Here is an 18,334-nt window from a genome sequence, read left to right as displayed (position 1 = left end):
CATCTCTTTCGGCGACATGGTTACGCTCGGTGTTTTCACCGTCGCTTTCTGTTTCGCCGTGTGGGGGTCCTCTTGTTGCTGTGGGTCGTCGTCGGTCTCACCGCGTCCACCGTCGCCATGCCCGGATTGCCCGAACTACCGGACCTGCCGAACATGGGCGGCGTGGGGCATCGGGCTGACGTGAGCCGCCAGGGCGACTTCGCGGCGGCGGCGCGGGAGTTCGGGGTGCCGGAGAGCGTGCTGCTGGGTGTGTCGTACCTGGAGTCCAGGTGGAACGCGAACAGCGGAGCACCCAGCGTGGCCGGCGGTTACGGCCCCATGCACCTCGTGGACGCACCGGCCGAGCCTGAAACCAGCCAACTCGTGGACGCGCCGGGCGTTGTTGGAGGTACCCGCCTCGTGAACGCGCTGGCCAAGCCTGGAGGCAGGCACCTTGCGGACGCGCCGGGCGTACCTGGAAGCGTGCATGACGGGGTGTCCGCGCGAGAGGCGACGCTGCAACTCGCGGAGCGCCTCACCGGGCTGGCGCCCGCGCGGCTACGCGCCGATCCCGCCGCCAATATCCGCGGCGGTGCCGCCCTGCTCGCGTCCTACCAGCGACGCCCCAGCGCGAACCCCGCCGACTGGTACGACGCAGTAGCCCGCTACTCGGGCGCGCACGACCCGAACTCGGCTCGCGCCTTCGCCGACGAGGTGTTCGCGGTGATCCGCGCCGGAGCCACCCGCCGCACAGACGACGGGCAGCCGGTACGGCTGGCAGCCATCCCCACCCTCCGCCCACCGACCCATCTACGCCCACCCGGCCGCCTGACCTCAACTGCTCGCCTCCACCCACCAGCCCGCCTCCACCCAGCAACTCGCCCTCGCCCGGAAGCCCGGCTCACCCCACCGGCGCACCTCCACCCAACAGGCCGACTCATCCCAGCCGCCCCCCTTCGCCCGGCGGCCCGCCTCAGCACTCCATCGGGCCTCACCCCATTTGGCCCCGGCGCAACCCATGTGGCAGCAGCACATGTCGCGGGCGGACACCCCTCAACCTCACGAAAGTCCGCTGGAGGCTCCTCGGCGCCATCCAAGATCGCCGACGTCCACTACCCGCCCCCACTCCCGATCCCGGCCCCGGCTGCGACCCTGACCCCGGCCATGACCGACGTGGCACAACCCCAGCCCAACGTGGCACAACCTGTGGCCGACCAGGCACAACCTGTGCCCCCAGAAGACCAACCGCCGGCACCCGGAACCGGCACGAGCCATCCGACACTCCCAGCCCCGCACACAAGCAAGAACACAAACACGGCGAACGTCGAATGCCCCGCCTCGCTGGCCTGCGAGTGGATGCCCGCCGCCTACAAACGCACCGGCAAGGGCGACTACGGCAACCACGACACCCTGAACGGGCCGAGACGCATCGACTACATCGTGATCCACGACACCGAGGGCACCTACGGAGGCGTCCCGTCGATGGTGAACGACCCGGAATACGTGAGCTGGCACTACACGATCCGCTCCAGCGACGGACATGTCGCCCAGCACGTACGTACAAAGGACATCGCCTGGCATGCGGGCAACTGGGATATCAACTCCCGCTCCATCGGCATCGAACACGAGGGCTACCTGGCCAGCGGCGGCACCTGGTACACGGAGGCGATGTACCGTTCATCAGCCAAATTGGTGAAATATCTGGCCGCCAAACACCACATCCCCCTCGACCGCGCCCACATCCTCGGCCACGACAACGTCCCGGGCCCGAGCCCCGAAACGCTCCCGTCCATGCACGAGGACCCGGGACCGTACTGGGACTGGGCACACTATTTCGACCTGATGGGCAGCCCACTCAAAAAGGCCAAGAAGGGCACATCGATCATCATCCGCCCCGCCTACGAAACCAACCAACCGCATTTCACCGGCTGCACCGCCAAGCCCACCAACTCCACCGGAACCACCGAGGACACCGAGGACACCGAGCCGGCAGAGCCCGCCACTCCCACCAAGTCTGTCAACCCCACCGAACCTGCTGCCAAGTCCGCCAAGCCCGCTAAATCCGCCAAAACCGCCAAAGCCACCGGCCCCTGTCCCTCGCACGGCGCCTCAGCGGTCTTTCTGCGAACAGAACCGCGCGAGGACGCCCCCCTCGTGGACGACATCGGCAAACGCGTCGGCAAGCCCAGCACGTACAGCGTCTACGACCACAGCGCCCGCGCCTCGACCGGCCAGCGATACGCGGTGGCGGCCCGGAAGGGCGACTGGACGGCCATCTGGTATCTGGGCAGCAAGGCGTGGTTCTACAACCCCGCCACCGCCCCCACCGCCATCCCGGCGCGAGGCCCGCTCGTCACCCCCCGGAGAAAACACATCAAGGTGTACGGCCGCGCATACCCCGAAAAGTCCGCCTACCGCGGCGCCGTCGCCTACCAGCTCTCAACCCCGCTCGGCTACGTCATGCAGCCTGGCCAGTACTACTCGCTCGGCCTCACGCTGCCCGGCTCTTACCACGCGACGAACTCCTTCAACCCGGCCGACCACGTCACCGTCACGGGCAAGGACCGCTACCACCAGATCCAGTTCGGCCACCGCGTCATGTTCGTCATGGCCAAGGACGTCCGCGTGACCCACCGAACCCCACCCATCCACGTGAACCACCGACCCCCACCCGCCCGCGTGACCCACCGACTCCCACCCACCCATGCAACTCCCCGAAACCCCACACGCCACGTGACCCGCTGAATCTCACCCGCACACCCGCTCACCGCACACGGGCACTCCCCGAAGGCGATATGGTTTTCCCGTGGCCGGTACGAAGCCGGAAACACGCGGAAGTGGCTCAGTGGTAGAGCATCACCTTGCCAAGGTGAGGGTCGCGGGTTCGAATCCCGTCTTCCGCTCGGAGTTCAATCTCCTGGTGGAGTGGCCGAGAGGCGAGGCAGCGGCCTGCAAAGCCGTCTACACGGGTTCAAATCCCGTCTCCACCTCGGTCGGCTGGACAGCGGACCCTCCCGGGTCCGCTAAAGTTAAGTGTGGCGACACGCGGAAGTGGCTCAGTGGTAGAGCATCACCTTGCCAAGGTGAGGGTCGCGGGTTCGAATCCCGTCTTCCGCTCGGAGTTCAAGTAACTCGATAAGGACGATTAGCTCAGCGGGAGAGCGCTTCCCTGACACGGAAGAGGTCACTGGTTCAATCCCAGTATCGTCCACCACGTATCTGGTCGAACAGGAGTTACAGCCCCAGCTCACGGCGCATGCCGAGAGTCTGGGGCTTCTTGTCGTTCCAGGTTGATCACGGTCGCTGTCAGCACCGGTGCTGACGTTGCGCTGACCTCACTGCCCGACACCTGGACTCACCCTCACCACATCTAGCTAGATCCGTCCGAGAAGTCCCAGCTTGCCGCCACCGGCCGAGCTTCATCAGCTACGATCTCTGCGAAGGTAGCAGCGGCTCGGTGAGCGGTTACCACCGAGTTACCTTCGCCAATGCCCCAGGAAGAACCTCCTGAGGCCGCCGCTTGAGTTGGGCTGATCGCCCAAGGTGGTCTCACATGTAGATGGTGTGGCCTAGGCCAGTAGCGCGACACAACAACACATCGCATTGATCAAAGAGCCGTCCTCAAGCAGGCTCGATGAAGTCATGTCGAGGTGGGGTTTTGCCAGCGCTATGGGTGGCTGTGGTAGTTGCTATCACCGGTTCCGTCTCCGCTGTGTGCGGCCTCTTGGCATACAAAGCACGTCTCAAGTTCCTTGAGAAGGTCCTCAAAGATCGACCTGACCTCCTGAAGACCCTGCCATCGCTCGTGGCCCCTCCTCGTCCCGCCCGAGTGATCTCCATTCACCTCGGTAAGAGGACCAAGGACGAGTCCGTGCCCTAGCCCTCGATCACGTACTGGAGTTGCTGACGGCTCACGGCATTCACGCACGATCCGTGGAGCGCTTCGACATCACCGCCAAAACGGGCCACTGATGCCGTACGAGCGGAACGTCATCTAGAGGTTCGACGACCACGACCTCCGCCATGCCCTCTCCCGCGAGTTGCTGGTACCGGCTGAGGGATGTCCAACCGACGCCCCTGACCTCTGACCCGAGCTAATCGGCCTTCCGGACCTCGAGTGCGTCGGCGGCCGTCTCCAGTGCGGCGAGGTGCTCGTCGACCGAGCGGAGTCCCGCCCGCATGGTGTTGATGGCGACGTGCGTGGCTCCGGACTCCTGCCACTGCCGGGCCGCCTCGCGTAGCTCCTCGGCGTCGCCCGTCCAGCTGACCCGGCCTTCCATGCCGAGCGTGGCGGGGTCGCGGCCCGCCTGTGTGGCGGCCTCCGCGACCATAGCCTTGGCCTCGTCGAGCTTCGGCCCCGGGGACATCTGCGGGAACCACCCGTCGGCCAGGCGTCCGGCGCGGCGGTACGCCGGGGGTGACTGCGCGCCGAACCAGACGGGGATCGGCCGCTGCACGGGCAGGGGCGCCAGCCCCGCGCCGGTCACCCGGTCGAAGGTGCCCTCGAACGTGAGCGACGGCTCGGTCCACAACCGGCGCAGCAACGCGACCTGCTCGTCGATGCGCTTGCCTCGGGTGCTGAAGTCCTGGCCGAGGGCTTCGTACTCCACCTGGTTCCAGCCCAGTCCCACGCCCAGCCGGAACCGGCCGGCGGTGAGCAGGTCGACCTCCGCGGCCTGCTTGGCCACCAGGGCCGTCTGCCGCTGGGGCAGGATGATGATGCCCGTGACGAGCTCCAGCGAGGTCAGCGCGGCGAGGTAGCCGAACAGGACCATCGGCTCGTGGAAGGTGGTCCGCACGTCGTAGGGGCCGTCCCAGCCCTGGTGGACCGCCGGATCGGCGCCTACGACGTGGTCATAGGCCAGCACATGCCGGAACCCGAGTTCCTCGACCCGCTGTCCGTAGGCCCGTACGGCGCCCACGTCGGCACCGAGCTCGGTCTGAGGAAAGACGACACCGATCCGCATGCGTGGCTCCCGTCAAGATCCGGCGACTCCTGACCATCATCGTGTACCAGTGTCGATCATCCAAATACGACACAGGAGTCGCCGGTCCTCGACGGTTAGTCCACCTCCGCGACCGCCCGGCCGAACTGGGCCGAGTAAAGGCGGGCGTAGGCGCCGTCCGCGGCCAGCAGCGACTCGTGCGTGCCCTGTTCGACGATCCGCCCGTTCTCCATGACCAGGATCAGGCTGGCGTCGCGGATCGTGGACAGCCGGTGCGCGATCACGAAGCTGGTACGCCCCTCGCGCAGCGAGCTCATCGCCCGCTGGATGAGCACCTCGGTCCGGGTGTCGACCGAGCTGGTGGCCTCGTCCAGGATCAGGATCGCCGGCTCGGACAGGAACGCGCGGGCGATCGTGATCAGCTGCGTCTCGCCCGCGCTGACCGTCGCGCCCTCCTCGTCGATCACCGTGTCGTAGCCGTCGGGCAGCGTGTGCGCGATGCGGTCGACGTGGGCGGCCTCCGCGGCGGCCTCGATCTGTTCGCGCGTGGCGCCCTCCGCCCCGTAGCCGATGTTCTCCGCGATCGTGCCGCCGAACAGCCAGGTGTCCTGCAGCACCATGCCCATGTTGGCGCGCAGCTCTTCCCTGGACATCTCCGCGATGTCGACGCCGTCGAGCGTGATACGGCCGCCGGTCACCTCGTAGAAGCGCATGATGAGGTTGACCAGCGTCGTCTTGCCCGCTCCCGTGGGGCCGACGATGGCCACGGTCTGGCCGGGTTCGACGGTAAGCGACAGGTTCTCGATCAGCGGCCGGTCCGGATCGTAGCGGAAGGACACGTTCTCGAACGCCACGCGCCCTCTGACCTGCTCGGGGCGCGCGGGCTTGGCGGGCTCCGCGGACTGCTCCGGGGCCTCCAGCAGCTCGAAGACCCGTTCGGCCGAGGCGACACCCGATTGCACCAGGGTCGCCATGCCGGCCACCTGGGTCAGCGGCTGGCTGAACTGCCTGGAGTATTGGATGAAGGCCTGCACGTTGCCCAGCGAGATCGAACCCGAGGCCACGTTGAACCCGCCCACCACGGCGACCAGCACGTAGTTGAGGTTGCCGATGAACATCATTGCCGGCTGGATGAGCCCGGAGATGAACTGGGCCCGGAAGCTGGAGTTGAACAGGGCCTGGTTGTGCTCGTCGAAGGCCTCGGCGACCTCCTTCTGCCTGCCGAACACCTTGACCAGCGTGTGCCCCCCGAACATCTCCTCGATGTGGCCGTTGAGCTTGCCCGTCGAGGACCACTGCTTGATGAACTGCGGCTGCGACCGCTTTCCGATGACCGTGGTGACGTAGACCGACAGCGGCACCGTGACCAGCGCGATGATCGCCAGGATCGGCGAGATCCAGAACATCATCACCAGCACGCCCACGACCGTCAGCACCGACGAGATGAGCTGGCTCATCGTCTGCTGCAGCGTCTGCGCGATGTTGTCGGTGTCGTTGGTGGCGCGGCTGAGGATCTCGCCGCGCGGCTGGCCGTCGAAGTAGCTCAGCGGCAGCCGCGCCAGCTTGGCCTCGATCCGCTCGCGCAGCCGGGACGCCGCCCGCTGCACGACAATCGTGGTCAGCCGGAACTGTACGATCCCGAGCAGCGCCGCCACCAGGTAGAGCGCCAGCACCCAGCCCAGTACCTGAGCCAGCGCGGTGAAGTCGATGCCCTGGCCGGGCACCACGCTCATCGCCGACACCATGTCGGCGAACGTGCCCTGCCCCCTGGCGCGCAGCCCCGCCACGGCCTGCTCTTTGGTGATCCCGGCGGGCAACTGGGCGCCGATGATGCCCGAGAAGATCAGGTCCGTGGCTTGGCCGAGGATCTTGGGACCCGTCACGGTCAGCGCGACGCTGGCCGTACCTAAAGCCAGGATGACCGCCAGCATCGCGCGCTCGGGATGCAGCAGCCGCAGCAGGCGGCGGAACGAACCGCCGAAGTCGTGCGCCTTCTCGGCCGGCCCGGACATCATCCGGCCCGGCCCGAAAGCGGGCGCGGGGCGGCGCGCGGGCGTCGGGGTGGTCATGAACCTTCCTTCCTTGATCGCATAACGCTTGATCGCATAACGCTCGGTCGCATGATCAAGGTGCTGTGCAGGTCGATGAGTTCGGGTTCGGTCATGCCGCGGCCTCCTGTTCGGTGAGCTGAGACAGCACGATCTCCCGATAGGTCGGGCAGGTCTCCATGAGCTCGGCGTGGTCGCCGCTGCCGACCACGCGGCCGTCGTCGAGCACGAGGATGCGGTCGGCGTCGCGGATCGTGTTGACCCGCTGGGCCACGATGACGATCGTGGCGTCGGTGATCTCCTCGGCCAGCGCGGCGCGCAGCCGGGCGTCGGTGGCGTAGTCGAGGGCGGAGAAGGAGTCGTCGAACAGGTAGATCTCGGGCCGGTGCACCAGCGTCCTGGCGATGGCCAGGCGTTGGCGCTGGCCGCCGGAGACGTTCGTGCCGCCCTGGGCGATCGGCTCGTCCAGGCCCTCGGGCATCGCCTCGACGAACTCGCGGGCCTGCGCCACGTCGAGGGCCCGCCACAGCTCCTCATCGGTCGCGTCCGGCCTGCCGTAGCGCAGGTTGGAGGCGATCGTGCCGGAGAAGAGGTACGGCGACTGCGGGACCAGGCCGACCGCCCGGGAGAGCACGGCCGGGTCGAGGTCTCGTACGCTGACGCCGTCGACCAGCACCTCGCCGGCGGTCGCGTCGAACAGGCGCGGGATGAGGTTGAGCAGCGTCGTCTTGCCGCTGCCGGTACTGCCGATGATCGCGGTGGTACGGCCCGGCCGCGCCGCGAAGCTCACGTCGCACAACACCGGCTCGTCGGCGCCCGGATAGCGGAAGTCCACCGACCGCAGCTCCAGCTCACCGAGATGGCTCTCCGGGGCGACGGGGGTCGCCGGCGGGTGGACGGTCGGCTCGGTGTCGAGGACCTCCTCGATGCGCTCGGCGCAGACCTCGGCCCGAGGGATCATCATGAACATGAACATCGCCATCATCACCGACATGAGGATCTGCATCAGGTAGGAGATGACCGCGGTCAGCGCGCCCACCTGCATGCTCCCATCGGCGATGCGATGGCCGCCGAACCACACCACGGCGACGCTCGACACGTTCACCACCAGCATGACCGTGGGGAACATCAGCGCCATCAGCCGCCCGACCCGCAGCGACACGTCGGTCAGCTGGTCGTTGGCCACCGCGAAACGCTCACGCTCGTGCCGGTCGCGGACGAAGGCCCTGATGACCCGGATGCCGGCGATCTGCTCGCGCAGCACCTGGTTGATCCGGTCGATGCGCTCCTGCATCGTGCGGAAGAGCGGACGCATGCGCATCACGATCAGGCCCACGATGACGAGCAGCACGGGCAGCACAATGAGCAGCAGCGACGACAGCGCCACGTCGTGGCGCAGCGCCAGCACGATCCCGCCGACGCACATGATCGGCGCGGCCACCATCATCGTGAACGTCATCAGCACGAGCAGCTGGATCTGCTGCACGTCGTTGGTGGTCCGGGTGATCAGGGACGGCGGGCCGAACCGGTTGACCTCCTGGGCGGAGAAGTCCTGGACCCGGTGGAAGATCGCGGCTCGTAAGTCCCGGCCCAGGGCCATCGAGGTCTGGGCGCCGTAGTAGACGGCCACGACCGAGCAGATGATCTGGATGAGCGTCACCCCGAGCATCACCAGCCCGACGCGCGCGATGTATCCGGTGTCACCCTTGACGACGCCGTTGTCGATGATGTCGGCGTTGAGGGTGGGGAGATAGAGCGTGGCCAGTGTCTGCACGAACTGGAAGAGGACGACGAGCGTGATCTCTTTCCCGTACGGCCTGAGCTGTGCCCGCAAGAGACGGAGCAGCATCAAGAAGTGCTTTCTGTCGAAGGAGTGGGGGAAGGCCGCAGGAGCAGCCCGTCGAGCAGAACGGAGACGATCTCCGCGTCGTCCATGTCGCCGAACTCGCCGCCCTGGCCGAAACCGCGATGCACACTCACCGCGATCAACATCAGGAGCAGCTGTGCCGTGGCCTCGGGAGAGCGGCGCAGCCGGTCGCGGTCGGGCTCGAGCAGAGCGGCGAGCGCGGCCAGTATCTGACGCCGGCTGTCCATCATCCGCTCGCGGAACTCGACGTCGTCGACCATCAGCTCCTTGGGGCTGGAGATGAGGTTGGCGTTGGCGTTCATTCCCGCCCGCAGCATCGTGACCGCCTCGCGCAGCCGCGCGCGCAGCTCGGTCGTCGTGCCGATGCCGGTCAGCGCGGCCACCGCCGATTTCGGGTCGAACGCGCTCATCAGCGCCGCCCGCACCAGCGAGGCCTTGTCGGGGAAGACCCCGAAGATCGTCCCCTCGGCCACGCCGGCGGCCTCGGCGATCTGGCGAGTGCTCACCGCGGTGCCGTACTCGCGCAGCAGGGGCAGCGTGGCGGCGATGAGTGTGGCCCGACGCTCTTCTGGCGCCATGGCCGGCACCCTGCGCCTCTTCGTCATGCGGACGATCCTAATGAGCGAGTACTCACTCGTTCAAATGGTTTTCCGCCAAACCCTTGGCGCGGCGTCACGCTTCCGTCTCGGCCCGAGTGACGGTCCGTGGTGGCTGGGGTCCTTCTGGAGGGACCCCCTGCGGGGGAGAGAAGAAAACGGTCCGTCGCGGCTGGGCCCGATGGCGGGATCCTCCTCCCGGGAGCGGAAGAAGACGGTCCGTCGTGGATGAGGCCCCAGGAAGGGGCTTTTTGCACGTTTTGTGGAACTTGCTCGGGTAGTGGGGTGTTTCGGAGACTTGAGGAAACATTGTGGAGATCGAACGTAAGTACGATGTCAACGGCCCCGTCGAGATCGCGATCGAGGACTTCGCCGGCCCGGACGGCAAGGTCACGGTGGACGAGCCGGAGACGTGGCGGCTGGTGGCCGACTACGTCGACACCCCCGCTCTGACGCTCGCCGCCCACGGCATCACCCTGCGCCGCCGCCGGGGCGGCCAGGACGCCGGGTGGCATCTCAAGTTGCCGGTGGCCAAGGGGGCCAAGCGGGAGGTGCACGCGCCGCTGGGCGCCGGTGTGCATCAGGTGCCCGCCCGGCTGACCGACCTCGTCGCCGCCCATCTCCGCGGGCGCGACCTCGTGCCGGTCGCCACCCTCCGGACCACCCGCACGACGCGCAAGCTGCGCGACCAAGAGGGCCGGGTGCTGGCCGAGGTCAGCGACGACGTGGTGGAGGGCCGTCGTCAAAACGCCGACCGGCCGCCCGTCTCGTGGCGCGAGATCGAGGTCGAGCTGGTCGACGGCCGCATGGACGTACTCGATGCCGTCGAGAGCAGGCTGCGTGACGCCGGGCTGGCGCCGTCGCCGTCCGGCTCCAAGCTGGCGCGCGTGCTGGGCGCCGACCTGCCCCCGGAAAGCGGCCGCAATGACGGGCGGAGCGCCAGGGCGGTGCTGATCGCGTACGTGCGGCGCCAACGCGGGCAACTGCTCGCCAACGACCCGCTGGTACGCCTGGCCGACCACGACGACGACTCGGTGCACGACATGCGCGTGGCCCTGCGGCGCATCCGCAGCCTCCTGCGCACCCACGCGCGGCTGCTGGACGGCGACCGGATCGGCCCGCTCGACGCGGAGCTGAAGTGGCTGGCCGCCGAACTGGGCACGGTGCGCGATCTTGAAGTGCTCACCGGCCGATTCGCCCGCCGCCTCGCCGACCAGCCCGCCGCCGGTCCCCGGGAGGCGGAATGGCCTGCCGTGCTGGCCGAGCGCGAGCACAAGGCCAGACGGGCACTCAAGAAGACGCTGCGGACACCGCGTTACTTCGCCCTCCTGGCCGCCGTCGACGATCTCATCGCCGACCCGCCCTTCCACGGCAAGGCGAACCACCGGCCCTCGGCCCTGGTGGCCAGGAGCTGGCGCAAGGTCCTGGCCAAATACGCCAAGGCCGAGCAGCTGCCCCCGGGCGAGGAGCGCGACCAGGCCCTGCACGCCACCCGCAAGGCGGCCAAACGCGCCCGCTACACCGCCGAAGCCGCCGCCGACGTGCTCGGCAAGCCCGCCGCGAAGCTCGCCAAGCACGGCGAACGACTGCAGGACGCCTTCGGCCGCCGCCAGGACGCGCTGGTCGCCCAGCAACAGCTCACCCAGCTCGCCACCAGGGCGAACCTGTCGGCGGCCGACGCCTTCACCCTCGGCCTGCTGCTCGCCGAGGAACGTCACGAGGCCGCCGAGGCGTACCGCGCCCTCGCGCCGATCTGGAAGAAGGCCGCCAAACCCAAGCTTCTGCGCGCCCTCGCGAAATGATCAGTCACGCGTATCGGGAGGCTCCCCGTCCGCGGCTCGGGCCCGCTCACCGACCCACACGGCGATCTGGGCGCGTGAGTTGAAGCCGAGCTTGTTCAGGATGTGCTCGATATGCCCCTCGGCGGTGCGCGGGGCGATCACCAGCGCGGCGGCGATCTGCTTGTTGGTCATCCCCTGGGCGACCAGCTGGGCGATCTCCGTCTCACGGCGGGTGAGCCGCGCCGGCTCAGCCTTCGCCGCCTTCTCACTCTGAGGCGGCTCCTCCTGGAGCGCGTAGCCGAGCGCCTCGTCGTAGGAGAGCCGGGCACCCCGCTTGAACTCGGTGTCGAAGGTCGCGTCCCCCAAGGCGGCGCGCGTGCGACTCTCGCATTCGTCGTGGTAGCGGACCAGGTGCCCGAATCCGGACAATGCCGCGCCGATCGAGCTCCAGACCGTCTCCAGGATGCCCAGCAGCCGGGCGGCCCGCTCGTAGTGCTGCTCCGTCTCGGCGATCCAGGCCAGCACCTCGAGGTTGACCCCGACGCCCAGCGGATCGTCCAGCGAGCGGTTGAAGACCAGGCTCTCCTTCTCGAGTTCGGTCGCGCGGCGGAGGTCTCCCTGCCGCCACACCTCCACGCCGAGCGCCATCATCGTGTACGCCTTGTGCCACCCCTCCCCATAGGCGTCGCACACGGCCAGGCAGTCGTCGCCCAGGGCGATGGCCTGCGAGGAGTCACCCAGGTAGGAGTGCGCGAGGGACAGCCGGATGAGGGCCAGGGCCAGGCCCACGGGGTTCTCGGTGTTCCGGTGGTGTGCCACGGCCTCCTCGTACAGCCCGATGGCCATTTCGGTGTCGCCGCGGTACATGGCGATCATGCCGGAGTAGAGCGCGACGTACCCGCGGACCAGCTCATCACCCAGCCGCTCCCCCAGGACCCGGCTCTCCTCCAGCATGGCCGCGGCGGCGGTGATGTCGGCCTGGATGATGGCCAGCCAGCTGTTGGCCCACAGCGCCCTGGCGCGTACCTCACTCGGCTCGGTGTCCAGGGCCAGCCCTCGGTCCAGCCAGCGCCGGCCCTCGCCGAGGTAGTAACTGGTGATCCAGTGGTAGAGCAGGTCGGCGGCCATGCCCAGACCGGCCCTGATCTCCGCCGGGTCGCCGTAGAAGCTGTCGATGGCGGTGCGCAGGTTGGCGTGTTCGAGCTGCAGCCGGTCGAACCAGGCCACCTGCGAGGGGCCGAACAACTGCGCGTGGGCCCGCGCCGCCAGTGCCCGGTAGTAGGCGCGGTGTCGCCGTTGCAGCGCGGGCTCCTGGCCCGAGGCGGTGAGCCGTTCGCGGCCGTACTGGCGGATGGTCTCGAGGAGCCGGTATCTCACCCCCCGGCCATGCTCCTCCCGGAGGAAGACGGACTTGTCGACCAGGCCCATCACCAGGTCGATGACCTCCTCGCGGCTGATGCCGTCGCCGGAGCAGACCGCCTCCGCCGCCTCCAGGTCCAGCGTGCCGGCGAACACCGACGCGCGCTCCCACATCAGTTGTTCCTGCTCCGAGCAGAGGCCGTAGCTCCAGTCGATCATCGCGCGCAGCGTCTGATGGCGCGGCAGCGTCGCCCGCGAGCCCGCGGTGAGCAGCCGGAACCGGTCGTCCAGCCGGTCGTGGAGCTGCTGGAGCGACAGCGCCCGCAGCCGCACGGCCGCCAGCTCGATGGCGAGCGGCAGCCCGTCCAGCCGGCGGCAGATCCGCAGCACGAGGTCCCGGTTCTCCTCGGTGACGGCGAACGCCGGCAGGACGGCCCGGGCCCGCTCGGTGAACAGCCGCACCCCGTCACACTGCATGAGCGCCTCGGCGGACATGCCCGGGCGGTCGGAGTCCGGCAGCGGAAGCGTCGGCACGGGCAGCATCTGCTCGCCGCTGATGCCCAGCGTCTGCCTGCTGGTGGCCAGGATCCGCAGCTCAGGCGCGGCCCGCAGGAGCATGTCGGCCACCACGGCGCACTCGTTGACCAGGTGCTCGCAGTTGTCCAGGATCATCAGCGTCTGCTTGTCGCGCAGGTGGCCGACGAGCACCTGCAGAGGCGGGCAGACGGTGTGGTCGCGAATCTCCAGGGCTTCGGCCACGACCTGGGCCAGCAGTTCCGGATCCTCCAGGGAGGCGAGCTCGACCAGCCACACCCCGTCGCGGAACGCCCGCCGCACCTCGAGCCCCACGCGCAGGGCCAGCCGGGTCTTGCCCACCCCGCCCACGCCGATCAAGGTCACCGCCCGGGATGCGGACAGCAGCGTTTTGACCTCGGCCACCTCGTGCCGACGGCCCACGAAACTAGTCACCTCGGCCGGCAGCCACCCACTCCGCTGCCGCCGGGACTCCCCTGTTGCCATGACGCGCCCTCGTGCCGGCTCGGCCAAGCAGGTCACCACCGTGCTGAATCCGGGCCCTTAACTACCTAGGTTATGCCCAGACCGTTTTCCGGTGCACAACGTGATGAAGTGGACATAGCCTGGTGGTGAGTGATGGCGCGATTACAGCGGCGCCACAAGGCAGGATGGACGCGGAGGTGACCGGTTCTCCGGAACGCCGGCGGGCAGAAGGACCCGGCATCGTCGGGCGCAGGCATGAGATGTCCGCCGTGCGGCGCATGTTGGGCCAGACCCGGTTGCTGACCCTGACGGGCACCGGTGGAGTCGGCAAGACCCGGCTGGCCGTGCAGGCGACCGAGGCCCTGCGCGGGGCGTTCGCGCATGGAGCCGAGCTGGTCGAGCTGGCCCCTCTCGAGGATGGCGATCTTCTGGAGTCGGCCGTGGCCACGGCGCTGGGCCTGCGCGAACAGGGCCCCTGCTCCATGACCACGCTGGTGGACTACCTGGCCGACAGGCGGATGCTGCTAGTGCTGGACAACTGCGAGCACCTGCTGGAGGAGTGCGCCCTCCTGGTGGACCGCATGCTGCGCGGCGCCCCCCGCCTGCGGATCCTGGCGACCAGCCGGCAGGCGCTCGGCGTCTACGGCGAGCAGGTGCTGCACGTGCCGCCGCTGACGACATCGGATCCCGGCGAGGCGGTACGCGACATCGCCCGCCACGACGCGGTCCGCCTGTTCGCCGAACGCGCGGCGCGGGCACGACCCGGGTTCACGGTCGACGCGGCCAACGCCGCGACGGTGGCCCGGCTGTCACAGCGCCTGGAGGGGATCCCCCTGGCGATCGAGTTGGCCGCGGTGCGGCTGCGCACGACGCCCGTGGAGCAGTTGCTGCGTGAGCTGGACGAGCACTTCGAGGCGCCGGTCGAAGGCGCCCGTTCCGCCCTGCCCCGGCACCGGTCGCTGCGCGCCACCCTGGACTGGAGTTTCGGGCTGTGCTCGCCGGCCGAGCAGCGGCTGTGGAGCAGGCTGTCGATGTTCGCCGGCGGCGTCGAACTGGAGGCCGCGGAGGCGATCTGTCCGGGAGCGGAGAGCGAGAAGGAGGATATCCAAAAAGAGGATGTCGTCGATCTGATCGCCGGCTTGGTGGACAAGTCCGTACTCATCGCGACAGAGCGCGACACCGGGGTGCATTACCGCATGCTCGACAGCATCCGCTCATACGGCCGTGAGGAGTTGTCTCCGGCCGAGGTGAGGGCGCTGGGCCGGCGATACGTCGAGTATTACCGGGGTGAGGTCGAGCGGCACCGGTTGGATCGGCTCTCTCCCCACCAGCTTGTGGGGTTCAGGGCCCTGCAGCGTGAGCTGCCCAATCTGCGCGTCGCGCTCGACCTGTGCTTCGGCCGGGCGGGCGAGGCGTCCGTGGGGCTGGAGATCGCCTCGGCGCTGTGGGTCTTCTGGATCATCGCCGGCTCTCTCACCGAGGGCCGGCACTGGCTGGATCGTGGCCTGCGGCTCGTACCGGAGGCGAACTCCGCCCGGGCCCACGCCCTGTGGGTCGACAGCCTGCTCGCCCTCCATCAGGGCGACCTGAAGACGGCCCTGCCGCAGCTTGAGGAATGTCAGATCCTGGCCCGGCGGCTGGGTGACGAGTCGGCTCTCGCGTTCGCCACCCAGGTCTCGGGCATCGCCGCCTTCTCGGCAGGAGAGCCCCGGCGAGGTCTCGCGCTCCTGGAGGGGGCCCGCGCCGGGCACCTGGCCTGTGGAGACGTCGACGCCGCCGCCATCAACCGGTTCTACGCCGCCGCCTACGGCGCGGCCGAGGCCCCGGAGCTCAGCATCACCCTGGGCGACTGGTTCCTCGCGCTGTCGGACGCCCGGGGTGCCCAGTTGTCGCGCGGATACGCGCTGTTCGCCCTCGGCATGGCCGCGTGGAACCAGGGCGATTGGCGCAGGGCGGAGGCCCTGATGAGGGAGGCGGCCGAGTTGAGGAACATGCTCAACGACCGGTGGGGCCTCACGCAATGCCTGGAGGTGCTGGCCTGGACGGCCTGCGCGCAGGGCCGATACGAACGGGCGGCCACGATACTCGGCACCGCGCATCCGCTGTGGCGGGCGATGGGCGCCTCACCGACCCGGCTGTTTCCCCACGTACGGGGCCACGAGCAGTGCATGGCCCGCGCCCACGAGGAACTGGGCGGGCGGGCGTTCGCGGCGGCCTTCCGCCAAGGGGCGCGGCTGGGGCTGAAGCGGACGATCATGTACGCGATCGAGGGGGACGACGGCGAGTGACCCTGACCGGACCCCCACCGACAAGACGGGACGCCGGGGCCGATCTCAGCGGTGACCCGATCGGCTCCGGCGTCCCTCTGTTCAGGGGGTTCCGTAATGATCGTTTATTCAGTATGGCAACCTCCGTCCTGATGGCGTCCGCAGATCTGGCCGATCATCTTTGGTGCGGATAGGACTTTTGCGGACACGGATTTGGCGCATGGACTCTCTCTCGTAACCTTTCCGGATCATGGGCGAGTGGGCCCGGGTTTCAGCACTGGCGCGCGCCGACAGGCAGTTCGCACCAGACGACCTTTCCCCGATGGGTGCGGATGCTTCCCCAGCAACACGACAGCGTGTCGACCAGGTGCAGACCGTGCCCCCTCTCCTCGTCCGGGCGGGGCGTACGCACCTGAGGCAGCTCGGGATTCGTATCCTCGACCTCGAAGCGCAGCAACCCGTCCTCAGCGGAGAGGCTGAGATCGACGGTCCCTTTCACATATTTCAGCGCGTTGGTGACCAACTCGCTGACCAGCAGTTCGGCGACCTCACCCTGGCCGTCGAAGCCCCATTGGGACAGCAGCGCACGTGTCAGGTGGCGTGCCTTGGGCACTGAGCCGAGCTGGTGCGGGAGCCTCCATGAGGCAGCCCGCCGCGTGTCGGCAGGACAGTCGTTCTCGACCCTGGCCGCGAACCGGTGTCGCTCATGTGCACCATCCCCTTGCGACGCAGACCCCATCCCTGCTCCAAGCAGTAGGTGACGAAAGATTTCGCCTCGCGGTCGGGAACGAAGGGGGGTGGACTTGGGGGGCTGATGCTTGTACATGGCTCGCAGCCTCGATCCTCACTTTCGGCGGAATTGGTACTTTGGCGACTAGCCTTCCTCACACCCCGCGATGACGAGAGGTGAGAAATCCCCATACGACTACCTATTTCGACTACGTAGGTAGTCCCCGGGACACCTACCTACGCGACCTGACTGATCATGCTCAGCCGGTATCTTTCTGTAGTCGTACAGTTACGTTAGGTAGTTTTCGCTGATGGGCATCGGTGCAGAGGGTCCACTCCTGATCGAAAGGAAGCCGATGCGCATCCCCCTCACCGACCCCGCGAAGATCGAGCACGCCCGGCGGATCCTCAGCGGCGAGGAGCAGGAGGAGCTGCACGTCCTGGGCCGGATCATCAAGAGACCGGCCCCCTACAACCCGTACTGGAGCTTCCACTACGACCCGGACACGATCAGCTTCTTCGCGCTGGCCATCGAGGTCTGCGACGCCACGGTGACCTACACCGAAGAGCATCTCGATGAGGCGTGCGGCGCCTTCCTGCCCGGCTGCTTCTTCTGCCCCTGGACGTCCAGGCTGGTCCGCGAGGTCCCCGCCCCCTGAGAACCCAAGAGCCACTCCCCGCACCACCGAAACCTCCGCGGTCACGCCCGCGGAGGTTTCGGTGTGAACGGGCCCCTCAGCTTCGTTCGGCAGAAACTTGACCATGGTCACGGAAGCGCCTTACGTTCGAGCGATGAATCTCACAGGGAAAGCAGCCGCCACCGGTCGTACCGGCTCCCGGTACGAGAACCCGGGAACCTCCGGACGTCCGGCATGAACGTCGACGAGCTCGTCGCGATCGACGTTCACACGCACGCCGAGGTGTCCAAGGACGGCCACGGCTCGCTGAGTCCTGAGCTGTTCGGCGCGTCGGCGGAGTACTTCAAGGGGCACGCGCGGCCGGGCATCCCCGAGATCGCCGCCTACTACCGCGAGCGGAAGATGGCCGCGGTCGTGTTCACCGTGGACGCCGAGCACGCCACAGGTCACCCGCGCATCTCCAACGAGGAGGTGGCGGCGAGCTGCGCCGAGCACGCCGATGTGCTGATCCCGTTCGGCAGCGTGGACCCGTGGAAGGGACGGGCGGGCGCCCGTGAGGCGCGCAGGCTCGTCGAGGAGTACGGCGTGCGCGGCTTCAAGTTCCACCCCAGCATCCAGGGCTTCGCGCCGAACGACCCGATGGCCTACCCCCTCTATGAGGTCATCGAGGAGCTCGGGGTGCCCGCGTTGTTCCACACCGGGCAGACCGGCATCGGCGCGCGGGTGCCGGGCGGGGGCGGGATCCGGCTGAAGTACGGCAATCCGATGCTGGTCGACGACGTCGCCGTGGACTTCCCCGAGCTGCGGATCATCCTGGCCCACCCGTCCTTCCCCTGGCAGGACGAGGCGCTCGCGGTGGCCACGCACAAGCCGTACGTCTACATCGACCTGTCCGGTTGGTCGCCGAAGTACTTCCCCCCGCAGCTTGTCCAGTACGCGAACACGCTGCTCAAGGACAAGGTGCTCTTCGGCTCCGACTACCCGGTGATCACCCCCGACCGCTGGCTGGCCGACTTCGCCAAGCTCGACATCAAGCCCGAGGTCCGTCCGATGATCCTCAAGGACAACGCCGTGGGCCTGCTCGGGCTCCGTCCATAACTCCCGATCATGGGCGTCTCTAAATCA

11 protein-coding genes and 4 tRNA genes are annotated in these 18,334 nt (G+C 68.2%); 9 read left to right on the top strand and 6 right to left on the bottom strand.

Features of this window, described 5'->3' with window-relative positions; genetic code table 11:
- Nucleotides 1-60: 60 nt before the first annotated feature.
- The 5 genes from AB0C30_RS31040 (at nucleotide 61) to AB0C30_RS31020 (ending at nucleotide 3,193) form a co-directional block, all read left to right on the top strand.
- Nucleotides 61-2,724 carry an N-acetylmuramoyl-L-alanine amidase gene (locus tag AB0C30_RS31040; protein ID WP_357951324.1) on the top strand — a complete coding sequence of 888 codons (2,664 nt, stop codon included), beginning with the start codon at nucleotides 61-63 and terminating at the stop codon, nucleotides 2,722-2,724.
- Nucleotides 2,725-2,810: 86 nt separating this feature from the next.
- Nucleotides 2,811-2,882, top strand: a tRNA-Gly gene (locus AB0C30_RS31035).
- Between the two features lie 16 nt (nucleotides 2,883-2,898).
- Nucleotides 2,899-2,969: transfer RNA gene (locus AB0C30_RS31030), tRNA-Cys, on the top strand.
- A 55-nt stretch (nucleotides 2,970-3,024) separates the two neighbouring features.
- Nucleotides 3,025-3,096 (top strand) — tRNA-Gly (locus AB0C30_RS31025).
- 22 nt (nucleotides 3,097-3,118) lie between these two features.
- A tRNA-Val gene (locus tag AB0C30_RS31020) sits at nucleotides 3,119-3,193 on the top strand.
- An 880-nt stretch (nucleotides 3,194-4,073) separates the two neighbouring features.
- On the opposite strand, the gene AB0C30_RS31015 is transcribed toward AB0C30_RS31020, so the two are convergent.
- The 4 genes from AB0C30_RS31015 to AB0C30_RS31000 all read right to left on the bottom strand — a co-directional run bounded on the left by AB0C30_RS31015 (nucleotide 4,074) and on the right by AB0C30_RS31000 (nucleotide 9,445).
- Nucleotides 4,074-4,946, bottom strand: coding sequence for an LLM class F420-dependent oxidoreductase (locus AB0C30_RS31015; protein ID WP_357951322.1), 873 nt, complete (start codon nucleotides 4,944-4,946; stop codon nucleotides 4,074-4,076).
- A gap of 95 nt (nucleotides 4,947-5,041) precedes the next feature.
- Nucleotides 5,042-6,994 (bottom strand): ABC transporter ATP-binding protein, encoded by a 1,953-nt coding sequence (locus AB0C30_RS31010; protein WP_357951320.1) that lies wholly within the window; start codon nucleotides 6,992-6,994, stop codon nucleotides 5,042-5,044.
- A 91-nt stretch (nucleotides 6,995-7,085) separates the two neighbouring features.
- Nucleotides 7,086-8,822: an ABC transporter ATP-binding protein gene (locus AB0C30_RS31005; RefSeq protein WP_357951318.1), complete on the bottom strand. Its 1,737-nt coding sequence runs from the start codon at nucleotides 8,820-8,822 to the stop codon at nucleotides 7,086-7,088.
- Nucleotides 8,822-9,445, bottom strand: coding sequence for a helix-turn-helix domain-containing protein (locus AB0C30_RS31000; RefSeq protein WP_357951317.1), 624 nt, complete (start codon nucleotides 9,443-9,445; stop codon nucleotides 8,822-8,824). The genes AB0C30_RS31005 and AB0C30_RS31000 overlap by 1 nt, the downstream gene beginning before the upstream one ends.
- 302 nt (nucleotides 9,446-9,747) lie before the next feature.
- Between AB0C30_RS31000 and AB0C30_RS30995 the strand changes: the two genes are divergently transcribed.
- A complete protein-coding gene (locus AB0C30_RS30995) occupies nucleotides 9,748-11,238 on the top strand; it encodes a CYTH and CHAD domain-containing protein (RefSeq protein ID WP_357951315.1) in 1,491 nt (496 codons plus the stop codon).
- Here AB0C30_RS30995 and AB0C30_RS30990 read toward each other — a convergent pair whose 3' ends face one another.
- On the bottom strand, nucleotides 11,239-13,596 hold the full coding sequence (locus tag AB0C30_RS30990) for a LuxR C-terminal-related transcriptional regulator (RefSeq protein WP_357951314.1): 2,358 nt from the start codon (nucleotides 13,594-13,596) through the stop codon (nucleotides 11,239-11,241). It lies immediately after the preceding gene.
- Between the two features lie 248 nt (nucleotides 13,597-13,844).
- On the opposite strand from AB0C30_RS30990, the gene AB0C30_RS30985 reads away from it, so the two are divergent.
- The gene (locus AB0C30_RS30985) at nucleotides 13,845-15,863 is read left to right on the top strand and encodes a LuxR family transcriptional regulator (protein WP_357951312.1); all 2,019 of its coding nucleotides are present in this window, start codon (nucleotides 13,845-13,847) and stop codon (nucleotides 15,861-15,863) included.
- Nucleotides 15,864-16,113: 250 nt separating this feature from the next.
- On the opposite strand, the gene AB0C30_RS30980 is transcribed toward AB0C30_RS30985, so the two are convergent.
- A complete protein-coding gene (locus AB0C30_RS30980; protein ID WP_357951311.1) occupies nucleotides 16,114-16,581 on the bottom strand; it encodes an ATP-binding protein in 468 nt (155 codons plus the stop codon).
- A 346-nt stretch (nucleotides 16,582-16,927) separates the two neighbouring features.
- Here AB0C30_RS30980 and AB0C30_RS30975 point away from each other — a divergent pair, with 346 nt between their 5' ends.
- Together AB0C30_RS30975 and AB0C30_RS30970 are read left to right on the top strand one after the other, a co-directional pair.
- On the top strand, nucleotides 16,928-17,230 hold the full coding sequence (locus AB0C30_RS30975; RefSeq protein WP_357951310.1) for a calmodulin: 303 nt from the start codon (nucleotides 16,928-16,930) through the stop codon (nucleotides 17,228-17,230).
- Nucleotides 17,231-17,443: 213 nt separating this feature from the next.
- Nucleotides 17,444-18,307, top strand: a complete 864-nt coding sequence (locus tag AB0C30_RS30970; protein WP_357951308.1) for an amidohydrolase family protein — start codon at nucleotides 17,444-17,446, stop codon at nucleotides 18,305-18,307.
- Nucleotides 18,308-18,334 lie beyond the last annotated feature (27 nt).

Source organism: Nonomuraea sp. NPDC048901 (assembly GCF_040649695.1).
In the GTDB taxonomy this organism is placed as follows: Bacteria; Actinomycetota; Actinomycetes; order Streptosporangiales; family Streptosporangiaceae; genus Nonomuraea.
This window is presented reverse-complemented; position numbering and strand designations above follow the sequence as displayed.